This is a genomic window from Pseudarthrobacter sp. LT1, from assembly GCF_035621795.1.
Lineage (GTDB): Bacteria > Actinomycetota > Actinomycetes > Actinomycetales > Micrococcaceae > Arthrobacter.
Genome location: NZ_CP141830.1, coordinates 1,088,040 through 1,105,837 on the forward strand (window position 1 = coordinate 1,088,040; position 17,798 = coordinate 1,105,837).

The 17,798-nt window shown below is 61.9% G+C and carries 16 protein-coding genes and 3 rRNA genes; 15 read left to right on the top strand and 4 right to left on the bottom strand.

The window, feature by feature from the left end:
- The first annotated feature begins 5 nt into the window (after positions 1–5).
- From VIK36_RS05230 to VIK36_RS05260, 7 genes are all read left to right on the top strand, one after another.
- The gene (locus VIK36_RS05230; RefSeq protein ID WP_255174621.1) at positions 6–788 is read left to right on the top strand and encodes a DeoR/GlpR family DNA-binding transcription regulator; all 783 of its coding nucleotides are present in this window, start codon (positions 6–8) and stop codon (positions 786–788) included.
- The gene (locus tag VIK36_RS05235; protein WP_324644334.1) at positions 785–1,702 is read left to right on the top strand and encodes a 2-hydroxyacid dehydrogenase; all 918 of its coding nucleotides are present in this window, start codon (positions 785–787) and stop codon (positions 1,700–1,702) included. Before VIK36_RS05230 ends, VIK36_RS05235 begins: the two co-directional genes overlap by 4 nt.
- Positions 1,703–1,733: 31 nt before the next feature.
- Positions 1,734–2,201, top strand: a complete 468-nt coding sequence (locus VIK36_RS05240) for an SRPBCC family protein (RefSeq protein ID WP_324644336.1) — start codon at positions 1,734–1,736, stop codon at positions 2,199–2,201.
- Positions 2,202–2,209: 8 nt separating this feature from the next.
- The gene (locus VIK36_RS05245) at positions 2,210–2,554 is read left to right on the top strand and encodes an iron chaperone (protein WP_324644337.1); all 345 of its coding nucleotides are present in this window, start codon (positions 2,210–2,212) and stop codon (positions 2,552–2,554) included.
- Positions 2,555–2,672: 118 nt separating this feature from the next.
- The gene (locus VIK36_RS05250; protein WP_324644338.1) at positions 2,673–2,996 is read left to right on the top strand and encodes a hypothetical protein; all 324 of its coding nucleotides are present in this window, start codon (positions 2,673–2,675) and stop codon (positions 2,994–2,996) included.
- Between the two features lie 237 nt (positions 2,997–3,233).
- Positions 3,234–3,620, top strand: a complete 387-nt coding sequence (locus VIK36_RS05255; RefSeq protein ID WP_159632758.1) for a VOC family protein — start codon at positions 3,234–3,236, stop codon at positions 3,618–3,620.
- Positions 3,621–3,800: 180 nt separating this feature from the next.
- The gene (locus VIK36_RS05260; protein ID WP_255174627.1) at positions 3,801–4,109 is read left to right on the top strand and encodes a cupin domain-containing protein; all 309 of its coding nucleotides are present in this window, start codon (positions 3,801–3,803) and stop codon (positions 4,107–4,109) included.
- Between the two features lie 24 nt (positions 4,110–4,133).
- Here the strand turns inward: VIK36_RS05260 and VIK36_RS05265 are convergent, their stop codons facing one another.
- Positions 4,134–5,390: an MFS transporter gene (locus VIK36_RS05265; RefSeq protein ID WP_324644339.1), complete on the bottom strand. Its 1,257-nt coding sequence runs from the start codon at positions 5,388–5,390 to the stop codon at positions 4,134–4,136.
- Positions 5,387–5,848: a MarR family transcriptional regulator gene (locus VIK36_RS05270; protein WP_324644340.1), complete on the bottom strand. Its 462-nt coding sequence runs from the start codon at positions 5,846–5,848 to the stop codon at positions 5,387–5,389. Before VIK36_RS05270 ends, VIK36_RS05265 begins: the two co-directional genes overlap by 4 nt.
- A 132-nt stretch (positions 5,849–5,980) precedes the next feature.
- On the opposite strand from VIK36_RS05270, the gene VIK36_RS05275 reads away from it, so the two are divergent.
- Positions 5,981–6,487, top strand: a complete 507-nt coding sequence (locus VIK36_RS05275; protein ID WP_324644341.1) for a DUF3592 domain-containing protein — start codon at positions 5,981–5,983, stop codon at positions 6,485–6,487.
- Between the two features lie 63 nt (positions 6,488–6,550).
- Positions 6,551–7,150 carry a heme-binding protein gene (locus VIK36_RS05280; protein ID WP_324644342.1) on the top strand — a complete coding sequence of 200 codons (600 nt, stop codon included), beginning with the start codon at positions 6,551–6,553 and terminating at the stop codon, positions 7,148–7,150.
- A gap of 109 nt (positions 7,151–7,259) precedes the next feature.
- Here VIK36_RS05280 and VIK36_RS05285 read toward each other — a convergent pair whose 3' ends face one another.
- Positions 7,260–7,652, bottom strand: a complete 393-nt coding sequence (locus VIK36_RS05285; protein ID WP_255174632.1) for a VOC family protein — start codon at positions 7,650–7,652, stop codon at positions 7,260–7,262.
- 282 nt (positions 7,653–7,934) lie between these two features.
- Between VIK36_RS05285 and VIK36_RS05290 the strand changes: the two genes are divergently transcribed.
- The 5 genes from VIK36_RS05290 (at position 7,935) to rrf (ending at position 16,181) form a co-directional block, all read left to right on the top strand.
- Positions 7,935–9,314 carry a GmrSD restriction endonuclease domain-containing protein gene (locus tag VIK36_RS05290; protein ID WP_324644343.1) on the top strand — a complete coding sequence of 460 codons (1,380 nt, stop codon included), beginning with the start codon at positions 7,935–7,937 and terminating at the stop codon, positions 9,312–9,314.
- Between the two features lie 67 nt (positions 9,315–9,381).
- Positions 9,382–10,119 carry an excalibur calcium-binding domain-containing protein gene (locus VIK36_RS05295; RefSeq protein ID WP_324644344.1) on the top strand — a complete coding sequence of 246 codons (738 nt, stop codon included), beginning with the start codon at positions 9,382–9,384 and terminating at the stop codon, positions 10,117–10,119.
- A gap of 648 nt (positions 10,120–10,767) precedes the next feature.
- A 16S ribosomal RNA gene (locus VIK36_RS05300) occupies positions 10,768–12,288 on the top strand.
- Positions 12,289–12,771: 483 nt separating this feature from the next.
- Positions 12,772–15,900 (top strand): 23S ribosomal RNA (locus tag VIK36_RS05305).
- A gap of 164 nt (positions 15,901–16,064) precedes the next feature.
- Positions 16,065–16,181: ribosomal RNA gene (gene rrf / locus VIK36_RS05310) — 5S ribosomal RNA — on the top strand.
- The 16S, 23S and 5S rRNA genes sit together here, the layout of an rRNA operon.
- A gap of 66 nt (positions 16,182–16,247) precedes the next feature.
- On the opposite strand, the gene VIK36_RS05315 is transcribed toward rrf, so the two are convergent.
- A complete protein-coding gene (locus VIK36_RS05315) occupies positions 16,248–16,856 on the bottom strand; it encodes a class I SAM-dependent methyltransferase (protein WP_324644345.1) in 609 nt (202 codons plus the stop codon).
- A gap of 49 nt (positions 16,857–16,905) precedes the next feature.
- Here VIK36_RS05315 and VIK36_RS05320 point away from each other — a divergent pair, with 49 nt between their 5' ends.
- Positions 16,906–17,757 carry a phosphotransferase gene (locus VIK36_RS05320; RefSeq protein ID WP_324644346.1) on the top strand — a complete coding sequence of 284 codons (852 nt, stop codon included), beginning with the start codon at positions 16,906–16,908 and terminating at the stop codon, positions 17,755–17,757.
- The last annotated feature ends 41 nt before the right edge of the window (positions 17,758–17,798 follow it).

The following is a 17,798-nucleotide window of genomic DNA, read 5'->3' on the forward strand; positions in this document are numbered from 1 at the left end:
CAGCTATGAGCACCGCACATGAAGAGGCGCCGCTGACGCCCCGCCAGCGCACCATCCTGGACGAGCTGGGCCGGAGGGGCTTCATTTCCACGAACGACCTGGCGGAGACGTTCGCGGTCTCCGACATGACCGTTCGGCGTGACACCCGGGTCCTGTCCAAGCGCGGACTGGCCCGGGTGGTGCACGGCGGCGTCAGCGCCGTGGACGGTCATGGCCAGAACGCGGACTTCGCCGCCCGGGTGAGGGAGGATTCGGATGCCAAACTCCGGGTGGCGCGTGCCTGCATCTCGTTGATTGGCGAGCGGGACGCCATCATCCTGGATGCCGGCACCACGACCTACCAGATCGCGCAGGAATTGCCCACATCCTTCACGGGCACCATCATCACGCATTCCGCCCCCGCCATCCAGCGCTGCCTCCAGCTCACGGCAGCGCGTACCATCTGCCTTGGCGGGGAGCTGCTGCTGGACAGCCAGGCGTTCAACGGCCCCATGACGGTCACGGCGGCGGCCGGCCTGCGCGCCAAGACAGCCTTCATCGGCGTGACCGGCATCCATGACGAGGCGTTCTATATTGAGCGGGACGTGGAACGCGCCACTAAGATCGCCCTTATGAATTCAGCGGAACAGGTGGTGGTGGTCGCCACCCATCAAAAGATGCTGCGGTACGCGCTGGCGCGGCTTGCGGCCTTCGATGCGGTGGACATCCTGGTGACGGACGCCCCGCCCCCGCGGGAAATCGAGGATGCCCTGGGCGCCGCCAACGTGAAGCTGATGGTCGCCGCGTGACGGCCCCGCTGCGCGTCTGCCTGCCCGCCCAAAACCTGCTGGACGCACTGGCGCCCATGGACGGCGTCGAGTTTGTCCTGTGGGACCTTGATGGACCTGCGCCGGAGGGCCGGCTGGACCTGCTGGTGCCCGGCTACATGGGCAAACCGTCGGCGCTCGCCGCATTGGAGGGCGCTGACGTGGGCCTGGTGCAGAGCCAGTCCATCGGGTACGACGGCGTCGCCGCAGTTCTGCCCGAGGGCGTCACCTTCGCGAACGCGGCCGGAGTCCATGAAACGTCGACGGCGGAGCTCGCCGTGGGCATGATGGTGGCGTCCCAGCGGGGCATCCCGGACTTTGTCCGGAACCAGGAAACCGGAACATGGGACAACAGCCAGCGGCCCAGCCTGGCCGACCGGCGGGTGCTGCTGGTGGGCTACGGCGGAGTGGGCAAGGCCATCGAGGCCCGGCTCCTGCCGTTCGAAACCGACGTCACCCGGATGGCCAGCCGCGCCCGTGAGGACGACCGCGGGACCATCCACGGAATCGATTCGCTCTACGAGCAGCTGCCGCTGCACGAGATCGTGGTGGTCAGTGTTCCGCTGGGTGAGCAGACCCAGCAGCTGGTGGACGCCAAGTTCCTCGCGGCCATGCCGGACGGAGCCCTCTTGGTCAATGTGGCCCGCGGCCCCGTGGCGGACACCGACGCCCTGCTCGCCGAGACATCGACCGGCCGGCTCCGGGCTGCCCTGGACGTGACCGACCCGGAACCGCTGCCCGCGGACCACCCGCTGTGGACCACACCGGGCGTGCTCATCACCCCGCACGTCGGCGGCGCCAGCTCGGCCATGTTCCCCCGGATGGTCCGGCTGCTCAGGAAGCAGATCGGCCTCCTGCTCGAGGGCAAGGACCCCCTGAACGTCGTCCTCCCTTAACGCCAGCGGCTCCGGCCCCTATGCTGGGCCCATGTCCACTTTTGACGTCCGCCGCACGGCGGTCATCCCTGCCTCACCGGAGCAGATCTTCCCCCTGGTCAACAACTTCCACGAATGGACCGCCTGGTCCCCCTGGGAAACGATTGACCCGGGCATGAGCCGCCGTTACTTCGGCAACGAGGCCGGCGCCGGCGCAGGGTACGAGTGGAGCGGCAACCGCAGGGCCGGCAGCGGCACCATGGAACTCACAGAATCCATACCCGCCAGCCTGATCCGGATCCGGCTGCAGTTCACCAGGCCGTTCAAGGCACTGAACCCCACCACGTTCAGTTTCACCCCGGTGGACACCGGTACCGAGGTGACCTGGCGGATGACGGGTGAGAACAAGGGCCTGGGCAGGGTGTTCGCGCTGTTCATGGACATGGACAAGATGGTGGGCGCTGACTTCGAGCGCGGGCTCGCCGCGCTGGCTTCCACCGTTGCGGCCCGGAAGAGCTGAGGTTCCCCTTGGGCGCCGTGGACGAGGCGCTGGCCGCGCTGGATGAACCCGACCGCAGTTGCCTGCAGCATGTGGTGGAGACTGCGCGCTCTCTGGCTCCCGAGGCCACGGAAGGGATGAGCTATGGCATGCCCGCCCTGAAACTCGAGGGCAAACCGCTGTTGGCAGCCGTCCCGGCGGCAAAACACCTTTCGATCTTTCCCTTTTCCGGCGCGGTGGTGGAAGCGGTGGCCGGGCGGCTGGAAGGGTACTCGCTGTCTAAGGGGACCATCCGCTTCACCGCGGACCACCCCGTGCCCGACGACGTGCTGGAAGACATTGTTCGGCTGCGGATGGCCGAGATCCGGAAGTAAAGAAGCGGACGGCGCCGGCCAGCACGGCAGCAGGGTACCCGCTTCCCAGTGGGCCAGGAGGCTCCTCAGGACTTATGGTCCTTCCTGCAGCCACGCCTGGCGCCCTAACGTGAGGGCCATGGCTGACACTCTTGCGTCCCTTGCAGAATCCTTTAAGAACATGGGCGTCACCCGCGCCTACGGCACCCCCGTCAACCTGGGCGGGGAGGAGATCGTGCCCGTGGCGCTGGTGTCCTTCGGCTTCGGCGGCGGCACGGAGTCGGAGGACGGCGCCTCCGGCGGAGGCGGCGGCGGGTTCGTTGTGCCACTGGGAATCTACCGGACGGTTAATGGGCGTCCGGTCTTCCGCCCCAACACCATCGTCGCGCTGGTATGCCTGGTTCCCCTCGTATCCGTAGCGGGCGCTGCCCTGCGTAAAGCAATCTGGGTGGCACGTAAGTAGCAGGGGGAGGCCGCTTCAGGGCCGTTTAAATCCCCTATTCCGTCGTGGGATTTTCGGTCCCATAATGGCCTCGTAGACTTCGGGAACCTCCCGCTGCTGTTCTGCGCCGCGGCGGACCCAGGGGTTTCAGGCGGCCGCCCCGGCAATCGGCGGGAAGGACGGCCACGACGCCCGGCGGGGGACGGCCGGACCATTTCAGGGGGAGAGCAACGCCATCAGAGCACAAGGAGATTCGTCATGCTCAAAGATATGGAAGTCATGGCTGTGCTGCCGGCCAAGGACATCGACCGGGCGCGGGATTTTTATCGGGACAAGCTGGGGTTTGAGCCCGAGCGCACAATGGCGGACGGCGGCCTTGTCTATCGGTGCGGAAAGGGAACCTCGTTCCTGATCTACCAGACGGACAACGCCGGTTCGGCCAAAAACACGCAAATTGGCTGGGCCACGGACGACGTTCAGCGGGACGTGGACGAACTCCGGGCCCGCGGCGTCGTTTTCGAGGATTACGACATGCCTGGGCTGAAGACCGAGAACGGCATCGCAACGATGGAGGGGTACGGCCAGGCAGCGTGGTTCCTGGACAGCGAGGGCAACATCCTGAACATCTCCTCCATTCCGTCCTGACGGCCAAGGCTTGCAGCAGGAGGTTCAGCAATAAAGCGGTCGACGCCGGCACGTGCCGCCTAAAGCACCCGCACCCGGGTGCGTGGCAGCGGCCGGCCGGCGCCGCCGTCGTCAGCAGTCCGGAGGGAAGGGAAAGCGGTGGGCGTGGAAGAAGTGGTGCCGGAGACAAAGGGCGTCTCTATGGAGGTTCTGTCGACGGTGGATCTTGCCGGGGAGATCGAGGGCATGGACGGGCGCCAACTCCGGATGCGGATGGTGACCATCGAGCCAGGCGGAGTTTTCGGGCCCCTCCATGACCACGTGGGCCGCCCCGGGACCGTTTATGTCCTGCAGGGGACCATCACCGACCACCGCGACGGGGTGGCCACGGACTACGGGCCGGGGGTGGGCTGGCCGGAGGACCGGCACACCACCCACTGGCTGGAGAACAAGGGAACGGTCCCGGCGGTGGAAGTTTCCGTGGACATCGTGGCCGCCCCGCAACAGTGAAGCCCCGTCCCGTAACAGTGAAGCTCAGACTGCGGGCTCGCGCCTGCCGAGGGCCATCCGGAGTGCGCCGCGCAGGGTGAGCCGGTTGCGCCTGGTGACCACGATGACGGCGGCGATACCAGCGAGCAGCACCACGATGCCGCCCACCGCGACGGACCAGCGCGCGCCGAACTCGCTGCCGACCCAACCCACCAGCGGCGAACCGATGGCAGTGCCGCCCTGGAGGATGGCCAGGTAGAGGGCCAGTACGCGGCCCCGGAACTGTGGCTCCACGGAGAGCTGGATGCTGGTGTTGCAGCTGTTCAGGAAAGTGATGGACGCCAAGCCCACGGGGATCAGGATGGCCGCGTACACCCAGAATGTCGGCGCGACGCTGCCCAGGATGGTGAAGCCCCCCAGTCCCAGTGCCCCGCCCAGCAGGAACCGCAGCCGCGGTCCGGAGCGGCGTGCCGCCAGGAGCGCGCCGGCCAGCGTGCCCACGGCCATGATGGAGCCGAGGAGTCCGAATTCGCTCGGGCCCATGCTGAATTCAGTGGTGGCCATCAGCGAGTTGATCACCGGGAAGTTCATGCCGAACGCGCCCAGGATGCCCACCAGGACCATGATCAGCATCAGGTCCGGACGGCGCCGCACGTAACGGATGCCCTCGACCACCTGGTGCTTGCTCCGCTCTCCCTTGGCAACGGGGGCAGGCTGCGTGGTGCGGATCCGGAACAGCGAGACCAGGACGGCGGCGAAGCTCGCGGCGTTCAGGAGGAACACCGGGCCGGTACCCACCCAGGCGATGAGGACGCCGGCGATCGCAGGACCGGTGAGCCGGGCCGTGTTGAAGGACGCGGAGTTGAGCGCCACGGCGTTGGAAATGTTGTCCTGGCCCACCAGTTCGGAAACAAAGGCCTGGCGCGCGGGTGCATCCACGGCGCTGGCCACGCCCAGGCAGAAGGCGGCAACGTAGGCATGCCACAGCTGGGCGGTGCCGGTGACCACCAGGAGGCCGATGGCGAGGGCCGTGAAGCCCATGGCCAGCTGCGTCCACATGAGGATGATGCGCTTGCGGTAGCGATCCGCCAATACCCCGCCGTAGGGGCCGAACAGCAGCATAGGCAGGAACTGCAGGCCCGTGGTGAGGCCGACGGCGGCACCTGAGTGGTCGGTGAGGACGGTCAGGACCAGCCAGTCCTGGGCCACGCGCTGCATCCAGGTGCCGATGTTGGAGACGATCGCGCCGCTGGCCCAGATGCGGTAGTTGGGGTTCTCCAGGGCCCGGAACATCGCGCTCATTTGCCGCTCATTTCCTGCATGATGCGGGCCGCGCGGCTGAGGGTGAGCCGGTCTTCCTCGCTGAGTCCGGCCACGCGCCGGGCCAGCCAGGCGGTGCGCTGGCTCCGGGCCTCTGCCAGGACTTTCCTGCCGGCATCGGTGATTTCCACGCGGACCTGCCGGCCGTCGTCGGGATTGGCGGACCGGGTAACGAAGCCCTGGTCGGCGAGGGCATTGACGATCCTGGTCATGGACGGTGCCTGGACGTGTTCACTTTCGGCAAGCGCGCGCAGGGTGCTGGGACCGCTGCCGTTCAGCAGGGCCAGCACCGTGTACTGGCCGGGGGTGATGATTTCGCCTGTTGCCTCAACGCGGAGCCGGCGCGAGGTACGCATCACGGCGGTTCGGAGATCGATGGCAAGGGTATCCGGGGCAGTGGGGTCCGCGGTTGCCTGGTTCTGCGTCTGGGTGGGGGACATGTAGGTGGATGCGCCTCCTGCGGCTTTTATTAGCACTGCTAATTAGTTCTGCTAACTATTATGTCGCAGCTGGTTGCTGAGGGCAATGGCTGCACATGTGGTTTTGCCGACAGCTCCGGCAGAATGGGAGCCGTGACTGGGCGCAGAATTGACGAAAACCGTAAACCCTGGCTGTCGTGGAAGGGGAAACTGAACCTGGCGGTGACCCTCCTGGTCCTATGCCTTGGTCCGGTGATGATCGGCGTGGGCAGCTTCATGATCAACGCCGATGAAGAGCTTGCACGGATTGGAGCGCAGACCACCGGAACGATCGTCCACTTCGACGACGTCACCAAGGCTTCGGAGCGCAGGATCAGGGTCGACTACACGGCCGCGGATGGGCTGCCCCGCAAGACGTTCGCCGCCGTGGACCACGACCAGCATCCCGTGGTGGGCAGCAGCGTCACGGTCATCTATGCCGAGACTGATCCCGGCCGGGCCATTGTGCCCGGCTATGAGAGCGATGGTGTGTGGGTCCGTGGCGTGGGCGTGGTCCTGACTGCCATATTCGGCGTGATGGGCCTCCTCCTGGTCGCACTGGTCGGCAGCGCCGTTCTGCGCGCCAGGTCCCGGGCGCGGGGGACGCAACAGGTGGTGTAGCAGAGCCTGGTCGCGGCCCCTGGTCTATCCGCTCCTGCCGGACGGGCGTAGGCTTTGCGCACCATGACTGAAAAGCAGCCCTATGAGTTGATCCGGCGTTATCCGCACTTCGAACTGCGCCGGTATCCGGATTACGTGGTGGCCGAGGTGACCGTGAACGCGAATTTTGACCGCGCGGGCAACGCCGCCTTCCGGTATCTCTTCAACTACATCAGCGGCAGCAACACTGCCCGGCAGAAACTTGCCATGACCGCCCCGGTGATCCAGGAACCGGGACCACAGAAGCTCGCAATGACAACGCCCGTACTCCAAAGCGGTCCGCTGCCCGGCGCGGGGCAGGCCGCGGAATTCTCGGTCGCCTTTGTCCTGCCTGCCGGCGTGACCGCGGAAACTGCTCCGGTGCCCGACGACCCCAAGGTCAGGGTGCGGGCGGTGTGTGGTTCTTTGGCAGCGGTGCTGGGCTTTTCGGGCAGCGGCTCGGCATCGGCCTTTGAACGGCGCAACAACGGACTGCAGGCGGCGCTCACGCTGGCGGGCCTGACTCCCGTGGGCGCGCCCAGGTTCGCCCGCTTTGACCCGCCGTTCAAACCCTGGTTCCTGCGCCACAACGAGGTGGTCCAGGACGTGCTGGAACCCGTTGAGGCCGTGCCGCCGTCGTCGTAACGGCGTGCCGCTGCTGACGCCCGCTCAGCTTTGGTGGGTTTGCGGCTGACGCCCGCTCAGCTTTGGTGGGTTTGCGGCTGACGCCCGCTCCACCGTCGGTCCGCTCTTCCTACGACCTGTGTGCGTCCCGGACGTGCTCCTGCGTCTGGCCCTGCATGACCCAGCGGTTGCCGTCAGGATCGCTGAAGTAGGCGAACAGGACGCCGCCAAGGTCCTGGATCTCGCTGATATCTGCACCGCGCCGGACCAGCTCGCTGCGGACTTCGGTGAGATCGGGAACAACCAGTTGGAGGCCCTCCAGGCTGCCCGGCGTCATGGTGGTCATGCCGGTGCCGATCACCACCGATGTGGCAGAACCCGGGGGAGTCAGTTGGACCACGCGCATGCCCGGAATGTGCTCCACATCGTGGTCCAGGATGAATCCCAGTTTTTCCGTGTAAAACGCTTTTGATTTGTCGACGTCTGAAACCGGTACCTGTACAACCTCGAGGCGCATCTGCATGCAGCCCACTCTATCTTCGGCCTTGTTCCAAGGGAATGGAGGCTGAAAATGCCGTCGATGGCCTTGCCGGGCGCGAATTTATTAAGCAGCAGCAGCGTATTGCGACAGCCTTTCCTCAAGCTCGCATCAAGAATTCCTGAATGTTCGCTGAGGATCCTGAAAGGCCCCGTATTGAGCCCGGAACGGGGCATAGGCTCGTCGACGATGACTTTACCGGGCTAAGCAGCAGGCCCGGCAAATGCGGGGGCGCGGGTTTTCGGGCCTCCTGTAAATGGGGAAAGAATGTCCGACTACGAAACCCTTATGGGGTTTGTTCCGTCCGCTCCGGCACCGAAGCCGCCGCGGAAACCACGCTACTCAACGTTTATTGTTGGGGCGATTACCGCGCTTTTTATGCTTTTGGCGTCAATGGGCAGCGGATTCGCGGGGGCCCTGGTTGTCCTGGCCATCTCGCTGGCCCTCACCGGCCTCTACGTCCTCCTTACCGGACGCCGATCCTGGGCATGGCTTCCCGCAAAACGGAAAGCCGGAGCCGTCGCGATAGCCGCGTCTTTGGCGCTCTTCATCGGGGGTGCCGTCGCAATGCCGCGGGTGGCCGGCACTGACCTGCAGGCCGCCTCATCGGAGAGCACTGCCAAGGCCACCCAATCGACAGCGAGCCCAACCGCAACAGCCAAGGCGTCGCCGTCGTCCACGCCTAGTCCCACTGCCGACGCCACGGGCGAACCGCTGGACCCGGAGAACCCATACGTTCTTGCCTCCGGCGTCACCGCAACCGCGCCCAACGCGCAGCCTGCCTACGCCACCAAGGCGTTGGATCTGCTGGCTGCCCTGCCCATCAAGGGCCGCGCACCGAAGACCGGATACGACCGGGCGCAGTTCGGCCAGGCATGGGCAGACGTGGACCGGAATGGCTGCGATACCCGCAATGACATCCTCAAACGCGACCTCACCGGCATTTCATACACGAACAGTGTGCCGTGCAAGGTGCAGTCGGGAACCCTGGCCGATCCTTACACGGGCAAAACCATCAGCTTTGTGCGGGGTTCCGCGACCAGCAGTGCCGTCCAGATTGACCACGTGGTGGCCTTGAGCGACGCCTGGCAGAAGGGCGCGCAGCAGCTAACGGCGGAGCAGCGGACAGCATTTGCCAACGATCCGCTGAACCTGCAGGCCACGGACGGGCCCACCAACCAGCAAAAAGGCGACGGCGACGCGGCCACCTGGCTGCCTCCGGCGAAGGGCTTCCGGTGCGAGTACGTTGCGCGGCAGGTTTCGGTGAAGGCGACGTACGGGCTGTGGGTCACCCAGGCGGAGCACGATGCGATTGCCCGGATCCTTGGCGACTGCGCCGGGCAGTTGGCGCCGACAAACCAGCAGGCTCCGGCTCCTGTTGTGGCTGCCCCGGCACCCGTTGCGGTTGCACCCGCACCTGCCCCGGCTCCAGCAGCACCCGCACCGGCACCCGCACCCGCTGCCGTGGCGCCCGCACCGGTTGCACCGGCGCCCGTGGCCCCGGTTCCTGCCGCGCCGGCACCTGCTGCTGCCTACTACGCCAACTGCGCGGCGGCGAAGGCTGCAGGCGCCGCGCCGCTCTACGCGGGGCAGGCCGGCTACCGCCCTGCGCTGGACCGCGACTCCGACGGCGTCGCCTGCGAGTAGGCACGTCACGTCCGGTGATTCCGGGCCCTGATTCTTAACACCATCACAAGCATTCCCAGGGGGAAACATGAAAGAAAACACCGATCCAGCGATGGGCAGGATGAAGGCGTCACTGGCGTTGGTTCTGCTGACCGGCCTCATGCTGACAGGGTGCGGCGGCAAGCAGGCGGCGACGCAGCCAACCGGTACCGCCACCGCTACAGCTGTCTCGCAGACAACGGAGACCGTCGTAGTGCCGGCCGTGGTGAATCTGACGTTGGATAAGGCCAAAGACCAGTTGGAAAAGCTGGGCTACACGGTTGAGGCTGTGGATAGTGCCAAGGGCAAGTCGATCATCGTCAAGAGCAACTGGCAGGTGATCTCCCAGGATCCTGCCAACGGGGCGCAGGCTGCCAAGGGCTCCACGGTGCACCTCGGCGTCAAGAACCTCGACGATGTGGCGGCGGAGAAGGCCGCCGCTGAAAAGGCAGCAGCTGCGAAGGTTGCAGCCGAACAGGCTGCAGCCGCGAAGGCTGCTGCTGAAAAGGCGGCAGCTGACAAGGCCGCCGCCGACCAGGCTGCCGCTGCAAAAGCTGCAGCCGATCAGGCGGCCCGGGACGCAGCTGCCAAGGCAGCAGCCGACCAGGCAGCGGCGCAGAAGTTTGTCCAGGCGCCAGTCCAGGCACCGGCCCAGGCGCCTGCAACTGCTTACTACGCCAACTGCACCGCCGCGAAGAATGCCGGCGCCGCCCCGCTGTACAGGGGGCAGTCGGGATACAGCTCGTCTCTTGACCGTGATGGCGACGGTGTTGCCTGCGAGCGATAGGCGACGCGCGCAGTACTAAGACGAGCTGTGGGCGCTTCCCATTCAGGGAGGCGTCCACAGCTCGTTCGGTTACTGGGTACAGCGACGGTCATGGCCGTGGTGGCGCACTGTGCGGCAGCACACACAGCGGAATTACGACACCGGCAGGCCGCTTGGGTGCCCGGAACGCCCCTTCTGCCCCGGAATTCCGCGGATTCTGCCCTTCCTTCCGCCCGATTTGCGGTGGGGGTTGTGTGCGGGTATTGTTTTCTGAGTCGCCGCCGCTGAAGCGGAAAAATAGCGGCCAACCCCCCTTTTTGAACGGCCTGGAAAATGGTCCGCTTTTATGCGTGCTGTTGCTGGGTGGGGGCGGTCTTCAATTCGGTGTGGGTCCTGGAAGATGGATTTGCTTCGGAGACGGGGATCGGGTAAGTTTGAAAAGTTGCTCCGGAGCGATCCTGAACGTTGGTTTGGGTGGTGCCGGGTGTGTCTGTTGTTTGAGAACTCAATAGTGTGCCAAGTTTGTTGATACCGATTATGTATGTAATTGGTTGAATTTGCCGAATCGTGCCGCCCCTGTGGTGTGGTTTGGTGTTTTTAGCTGGTTTCAAATTTTGTGCAGCCTTTGTCGCCGTTATTTCCGGTGGTTTTGGTTGTGTCTGTTTGTTTTCAACGGAGAGTTTGATCCTGGCTCAGGATGAACGCTGGCGGCGTGCTTAACACATGCAAGTCGAACGATGATGCCAGCTTGCTGGTGGATTAGTGGCGAACGGGTGAGTAACACGTGAGTAACCTGCCCTTGACTCTGGGATAAGCCTGGGAAACTGGGTCTAATACCGGATATGACTGATCATCGCATGGTGGTTGGTGGAAAGCTTTTGTGGTTTTGGATGGACTCGCGGCCTATCAGCTTGTTGGTGGGGTAATGGCCTACCAAGGCGACGACGGGTAGCCGGCCTGAGAGGGTGACCGGCCACACTGGGACTGAGACACGGCCCAGACTCCTACGGGAGGCAGCAGTGGGGAATATTGCACAATGGGCGCAAGCCTGATGCAGCGACGCCGCGTGAGGGATGACGGCCTTCGGGTTGTAAACCTCTTTCAGTAGGGAAGAAGCGAAAGTGACGGTACCTGCAGAAGAAGCGCCGGCTAACTACGTGCCAGCAGCCGCGGTAATACGTAGGGCGCAAGCGTTATCCGGAATTATTGGGCGTAAAGAGCTCGTAGGCGGTTTGTCGCGTCTGCCGTGAAAGTCCGGGGCTCAACTCCGGATCTGCGGTGGGTACGGGCAGACTAGAGTGATGTAGGGGAGACTGGAATTCCTGGTGTAGCGGTGAAATGCGCAGATATCAGGAGGAACACCGATGGCGAAGGCAGGTCTCTGGGCATTAACTGACGCTGAGGAGCGAAAGCATGGGGAGCGAACAGGATTAGATACCCTGGTAGTCCATGCCGTAAACGTTGGGCACTAGGTGTGGGGGACATTCCACGTTTTCCGCGCCGTAGCTAACGCATTAAGTGCCCCGCCTGGGGAGTACGGCCGCAAGGCTAAAACTCAAAGGAATTGACGGGGGCCCGCACAAGCGGCGGAGCATGCGGATTAATTCGATGCAACGCGAAGAACCTTACCAAGGCTTGACATGAACCGGAAAGACCTGGAAACAGGTCCCCCACTTGTGGTCGGTTTACAGGTGGTGCATGGTTGTCGTCAGCTCGTGTCGTGAGATGTTGGGTTAAGTCCCGCAACGAGCGCAACCCTCGTTCTATGTTGCCAGCACGTGATGGTGGGGACTCATAGGAGACTGCCGGGGTCAACTCGGAGGAAGGTGGGGACGACGTCAAATCATCATGCCCCTTATGTCTTGGGCTTCACGCATGCTACAATGGCCGGTACAAAGGGTTGCGATACTGTGAGGTGGAGCTAATCCCAAAAGCCGGTCTCAGTTCGGATTGGGGTCTGCAACTCGACCCCATGAAGTCGGAGTCGCTAGTAATCGCAGATCAGCAACGCTGCGGTGAATACGTTCCCGGGCCTTGTACACACCGCCCGTCAAGTCACGAAAGTTGGTAACACCCGAAGCCGGTGGCCTAACCCCTTGTGGGAGGGAGCTGTCGAAGGTGGGACTGGCGATTGGGACTAAGTCGTAACAAGGTAGCCGTACCGGAAGGTGCGGCTGGATCACCTCCTTTCTAAGGAGCGCCTACAACACCTGTCCTGGATGTATGTCCGGGTGTGGGGGTTGTCAGGAAGCAAGCCCGTTGCGCAGGCGATTGTCCTGCGGCGGGTGCTCATGGGTGGAATATCAACAAATAGCGGCCGTTGTGTTGTCGTGTCCTTCTCTAGTACGAATCCCACCTGGTGGTGGTTCTGGAACGGTGGGCGTGGTGATGTGGTGGTTTTCGTGTTTGGCACACTGTTGGGTCCTGAGGCAACAGGACCGGGGTTTTGGCCCTGGGTTTTGTTTGTTTCTGGTTTCCCTGCCATGACGGTCCATGCACGTGTGTGTGGGGTGTGTGGTGTGGGGTTGTTGTTTGAGAACTACATAGTGGACGCGAGCATCTTGTATAAGAAGCAATTTCCAAGATAAATGAACCTGGATCTGGTTCGTGTGCCTTTGGGTGCGCGGGACAGTTTTCATGGTTCTCTCGAGTGAGCTTGTTTTTGATCTTTGTGGTCAAGTTTTTAAGAGCACACGGTGGATGCCTTGGCATTAGGAGCCGAAGAAGGACGTAGGAATCTGCGATAAGCCTGGGGGAGTCGATAACCGGACTGTGATCCCAGGGTGTCCGAATGGGGAAACCCCGCCAAGCGCGCGAGTGACTTGGTGACCCGTACCTGAACACATAGGGTGCGTGGGGGGAACGCGGGGAAGTGAAACATCTCAGTACCCGCAGGAAGAGAAAACAATAGTGATTCCGTTAGTAGTGGCGAGCGAACGCGGATCAGGCTAAACCGTTCCATGTGTGATAGCCGGCGGGCGTTGCATGGTCGGGGTTGTGGGACTTTCCATACCAGTTCTGCCGGGCTGGTGGGGTGTGATGTGCGCGCATAGGTGAACGGTTTTGAAAGGCCGGCCAGAGAGGGTGTTAGTCCCGTAACCGTAATGTGTTTGTACCGCCTGTGAGAGTATCCCAAGTAGTACGGGGCCCGAGAAATCCCGTGCGAATCTGTCAGGACCACCTGATAAGCCTAAATACTCCCTAATGACCGATAGCGGACCAGTACCGTGAGGGAAAGGTGAAAAGTACCCCGGGAGGGGAGTGAAACAGTACCTGAAACCGTGTGCTTACAATCCGTCGGAGCCAGTCTGATTCTGGTGACGGCGTGCCTTTTGAAGAATGAGCCTGCGAGTTAGTGTTACGTCGCGAGGTTAACCCGTGTGGGGCAGCCGTAGCGAAAGCGAGTCTGAATAGGGCGTGTGAGTGGCGTGATCTAGACCCGAAGCGAAGTGATCTACCCATGGCCAGGTTGAAGCGACGGTAAGACGTCGTGGAGGACCGAACCCACTTCAGTTGAAAATGGAGGGGATGAGCTGTGGGTAGGGGTGAAAGGCCAATCAAACTTCGTGATAGCTGGTTCTCCCCGAAATGCATTTAGGTGCAGCGTTGCGTGTTTCTTGCTGGAGGTAGAGCTACTGGATGGCTAATGGGCCCTACAAGGTTACTGACGTCAGCCAAACTCCGAATGCCGGTAAGTGAGAGCGCAGCAGTGAGACTGTGGGGGATAAGCTTCATAGTCGAGAGGGAAACAGCCCAGACCACCAACTAAGGCCCCTAAGCGTGTGCTAAGTGGGAAAGGATGTGGAGTTGCCCAGACAACCAGGAGGTTGGCTTAGAAGCAGCCACCCTTAAAAGAGTGCGTAATAGCTCACTGGTCAAGTGATTCCGCGCCGACAATGTAGCGGGGCTCAAGTACACCGCCGAAGTTGTGGCATTCAGATATTTAGCTAAGCCCTTGTGGTTCAGGCGTCTGGATGGGTAGGGGAGCGTCGTGTGGGCGGTGAAGTCGCGGTGTAAACCAGCGGTGGAGCCTACACGAGTGAGAATGCAGGCATGAGTAGCGAAAGACGGGTGAGAAACCCGTCCGCCGAATGATCAAGGGTTCCAGGGTCAAGCTAATCTGCCCTGGGTAAGTCGGGACCTAAGGCGAGGCCGACAGGCGTAGTCGATGGACAACGGGTTGATATTCCCGTACCGGCGAAAAACCGTCCATGTTGAACAGGGGATACTAACCGCCCGAGACCTGCCCGACACCCCTTGTGGGTGAAGGGTTTTGGTGGAGCGCGGGACCTGATCCTGGGAGGCAAGCGTATTAACAGGTGTGACGCAGGAAGGTAGCCGAGCCGGGCGATGGTTGTCCCGGTCTAAGGATGTAGGGCGAGTGGTAGGCAAATCCGCCACTCATATGGCCTGAGATCTGATGGGACCCCCGTTTGGGGGATTTGGTGATCCTATGCTGCCGAGAAAAGCATCGACGCGAGGTTTTAGCCGCCCGTACCCCAAACCGACACAGGTGATCAGGTAGAGAATACTAAGGCGATCGAGAGAATTATGGTTAAGGAACTCGGCAAAATGCCCCCGTAACTTCGGGAGAAGGGGGGCCCCAACCTTGATCGGACTTCGCGTCCGGGAGGGGATCGGGGCCGCAGAGACCAGGGGGAAGCGACTGTTTACTAAAAACACAGGTCCGTGCGAAGTCGCAAGACGATGTATACGGACTGACTCCTGCCCGGTGCTGGAAGGTTAAGAGGACCGGTTAGCCTCACGGCGAAGCTGAGAATTTAAGCCCCAGTAAACGGCGGTGGTAACTATAACCATCCTAAGGTAGCGAAATTCCTTGTCGGGTAAGTTCCGACCTGCACGAATGGAGTAACGACTTCCCCGCTGTCTCAACCATAAACTCGGCGAAATTGCAGTACGAGTAAAGATGCTCGTTACGCGCAGCAGGACGGAAAGACCCCGAGACCTTTACTATAGTTTGGTATTGGTGTTCGGAGTGGCTTGTGTAGGATAGGTGGGAGACGTTGAAGCCCGGACGCCAGTTCGGGTGGAGTCATCGTTGAAATACCACTCTGGTCACTTTGGACATCTAACTTCGGCCCGTAATCCGGGTCAGGGACAGTGCCTGATGGGTAGTTTAACTGGGGCGGTTGCCTCCTAAAAAGTAACGGAGGCGCCCAAAGGTTCCCTCAGCCTGGTTGGCAATCAGGTGTCGAGTGTAAGTGCACAAGGGAGCTTGACTGTGAGAGAGACATCTCGAGCAGGGACGAAAGTCGGGACTAGTGATCCGGCGGTACATTGTGGAATGGCCGTCGCTCAACGGATAAAAGGTACCTCGGGGATAACAGGCTGATCTTGCCCAAGAGTCCATATCGACGGCATGGTTTGGCACCTCGATGTCGGCTCGTCGCATCCTGGGGCTGGAGTAGGTCCCAAGGGTTGGGCTGTTCGCCCATTAAAGCGGTACGCGAGCTGGGTTTAGAACGTCGTGAGACAGTTCGGTCCCTATCCGCTGCGCGCGCAGGAAATTTGAGAAGGGCTGTCCTTAGTACGAGAGGACCGGGACGGACGAACCTCTGGTGTGTCAGTTGTACTGCCAAGTGCACCGCTGATTAGCTACGTTCGGATGGGATAACCGCTGAAAGCATCTAAGCGGGAAGCTCGCTTCAAGATGAGATTTCCATACACATTATTGTGTGAGAGGCCCCCAGCCAGACCACTGGGTTGATAGGCCGGATGTGGAAGCGAGGACTAACGACTCGTGAAGCTGACCGGTACTAATAGGCCAATAACTTACACCACACAGATACATACAAAATTCTGCTTGCGTCCACTATGTGGTTCCCAACCAACAACCCCCCAACACGGGCACGGTAGGAACCAACACAACTACATACAACACCACATGTTGTAACCACAGATTTCCCACACCACCCCCCACACGGGTTGGTGACGGGTAGAAGGGTTACGGCGGTCATAGCGTGGGGGAAACGCCCGGTCCCATTCCGAACCCGGAAGCTAAGACCCACAGCGCCGATGGTACTGCACCCGGGAGGGTGTGGGAGAGTAGGTCACCGCCGGAACATCATTCATGGTCGAGGCCCCAACCACACACGGTTGGGGCCTTAACCCGAAAAACCAGAGGACCCTTAAAGGGCAGTCGCTGTCATGGCAGCATGGGGCCGCCGCCCACCCTCATCCCTGCGCATTTCAGTGTCGAGGACCTTGAAACCGGCGTTCTCCAACAACACGCGCATCCGCGGCACGGACCAGTAAAAGGCCTCGGTGACGGCATGTTGAAACGGCTCCGCAGCCGGCGCTTCGAAGAAGCCGACAAGAAGGCGCCCGTCCGGTCTTAGAACGCGCCGAAACTCGGCGAGAGCTGTGGGCAGCACTGTTGGTTGGAGATGGATCAATGAATACCAGGCGAGCACTCCACTGAGGCTTTCGTCCTGCAGAGCAAGGGTGTGGAACGAGGAAGTCCGAAAGGGAACAGCGGGGAAGCGGGAGCGGGCCATTTCAATGAATTCTGGAACGAGATCAACGCCGCAAATATCGACACCGCGCTGATGCAGAAAATCTGTCCAATGCCCCGGACCACATCCTGCGTCGATCACTGGTCCGTCAATCTGCAGAGCCCACCCGCTAATGCGGTCGCGGTCACGCTCATCCATATCCGCGATATCGCCTAGCAGACGGGTGTACTCGGCAGCACCCCCGGCGTAGGCCCGGCGGACCTGGTCCTCAATATCAGCCACGCAGCAAGTCTAGAGTTGGGCGGCGGCCCGGACCGGGTAGTCTGCCGGAATGGAATCCTGGCACAGCAACCGGCTGAGTACACGGCAGGCTGGCCTCGTGGAAACCTGGCTTCCGGGGGTCCGTCTGGTGAGTGATCTTTCCTGGGACCTCATTGATACCGCGGTTCTTGAGGTGGAGAGCGCAAGGGGCAGATATATCGTCAAGGCCGGCGGTCCTGCCAACCACCACATTGAGCGTGAGATTAGAGCCCACCAATCCTGGGTCCGTGTCTTGTCCTGTCAGAACCGTGCACCAAAACTCATACACGCCGACCGCTCTGCGAGCGTCCTGGTATCGGAGTATCTGGAAGGGTGCCTGGTAGAAGGCACCGAAGCCGAATATGCGGCGGAGACGTACGTTCAAGCCGGTGCCCTCCTACGAGCTTTTCACCACCAGGCCGTGCGCAGTGACCCGGACTATGAGGCGGCCGCGACTGCCAAGGTCCTCGCATGGCTCGGAGAACCCCACCGCATCGAGGACTCTGACGCAGCAAAGGCGCGGGCCATACTCGGCACCTATGAGCCGAGGCCAGTCGATGTTGTTCCGACCCACGGTGACTGGCAGCCGCGCAACTGGCTCGTAGACGGCAACGAGGTAAGGGTCATCGACTTTGGCAGGTTTGAGTTCAGGCCGGCTGCCAGCGATTTCTGTCGTCTTGCAGTACAGCAATGGCGTACTGATCCGCAGCTGGAGCCAGCCTTCTTTGCGGGCTACGGCTCAGATCCCAGGGACAGTGAGCTCTGGAACGTCATGCAGCTGCGGGAAGCCGTTTCCACGGCCGCTTGGGCATACAACGTTGGCGATCACGAGTTCGAAAGACAAGGCCGCCAGATGCTCCATGACGCCTTGCACAGATTCTGAAGCAGTCGTCTTTCTCAGATTGTTGAACAATCCGGCTTTTT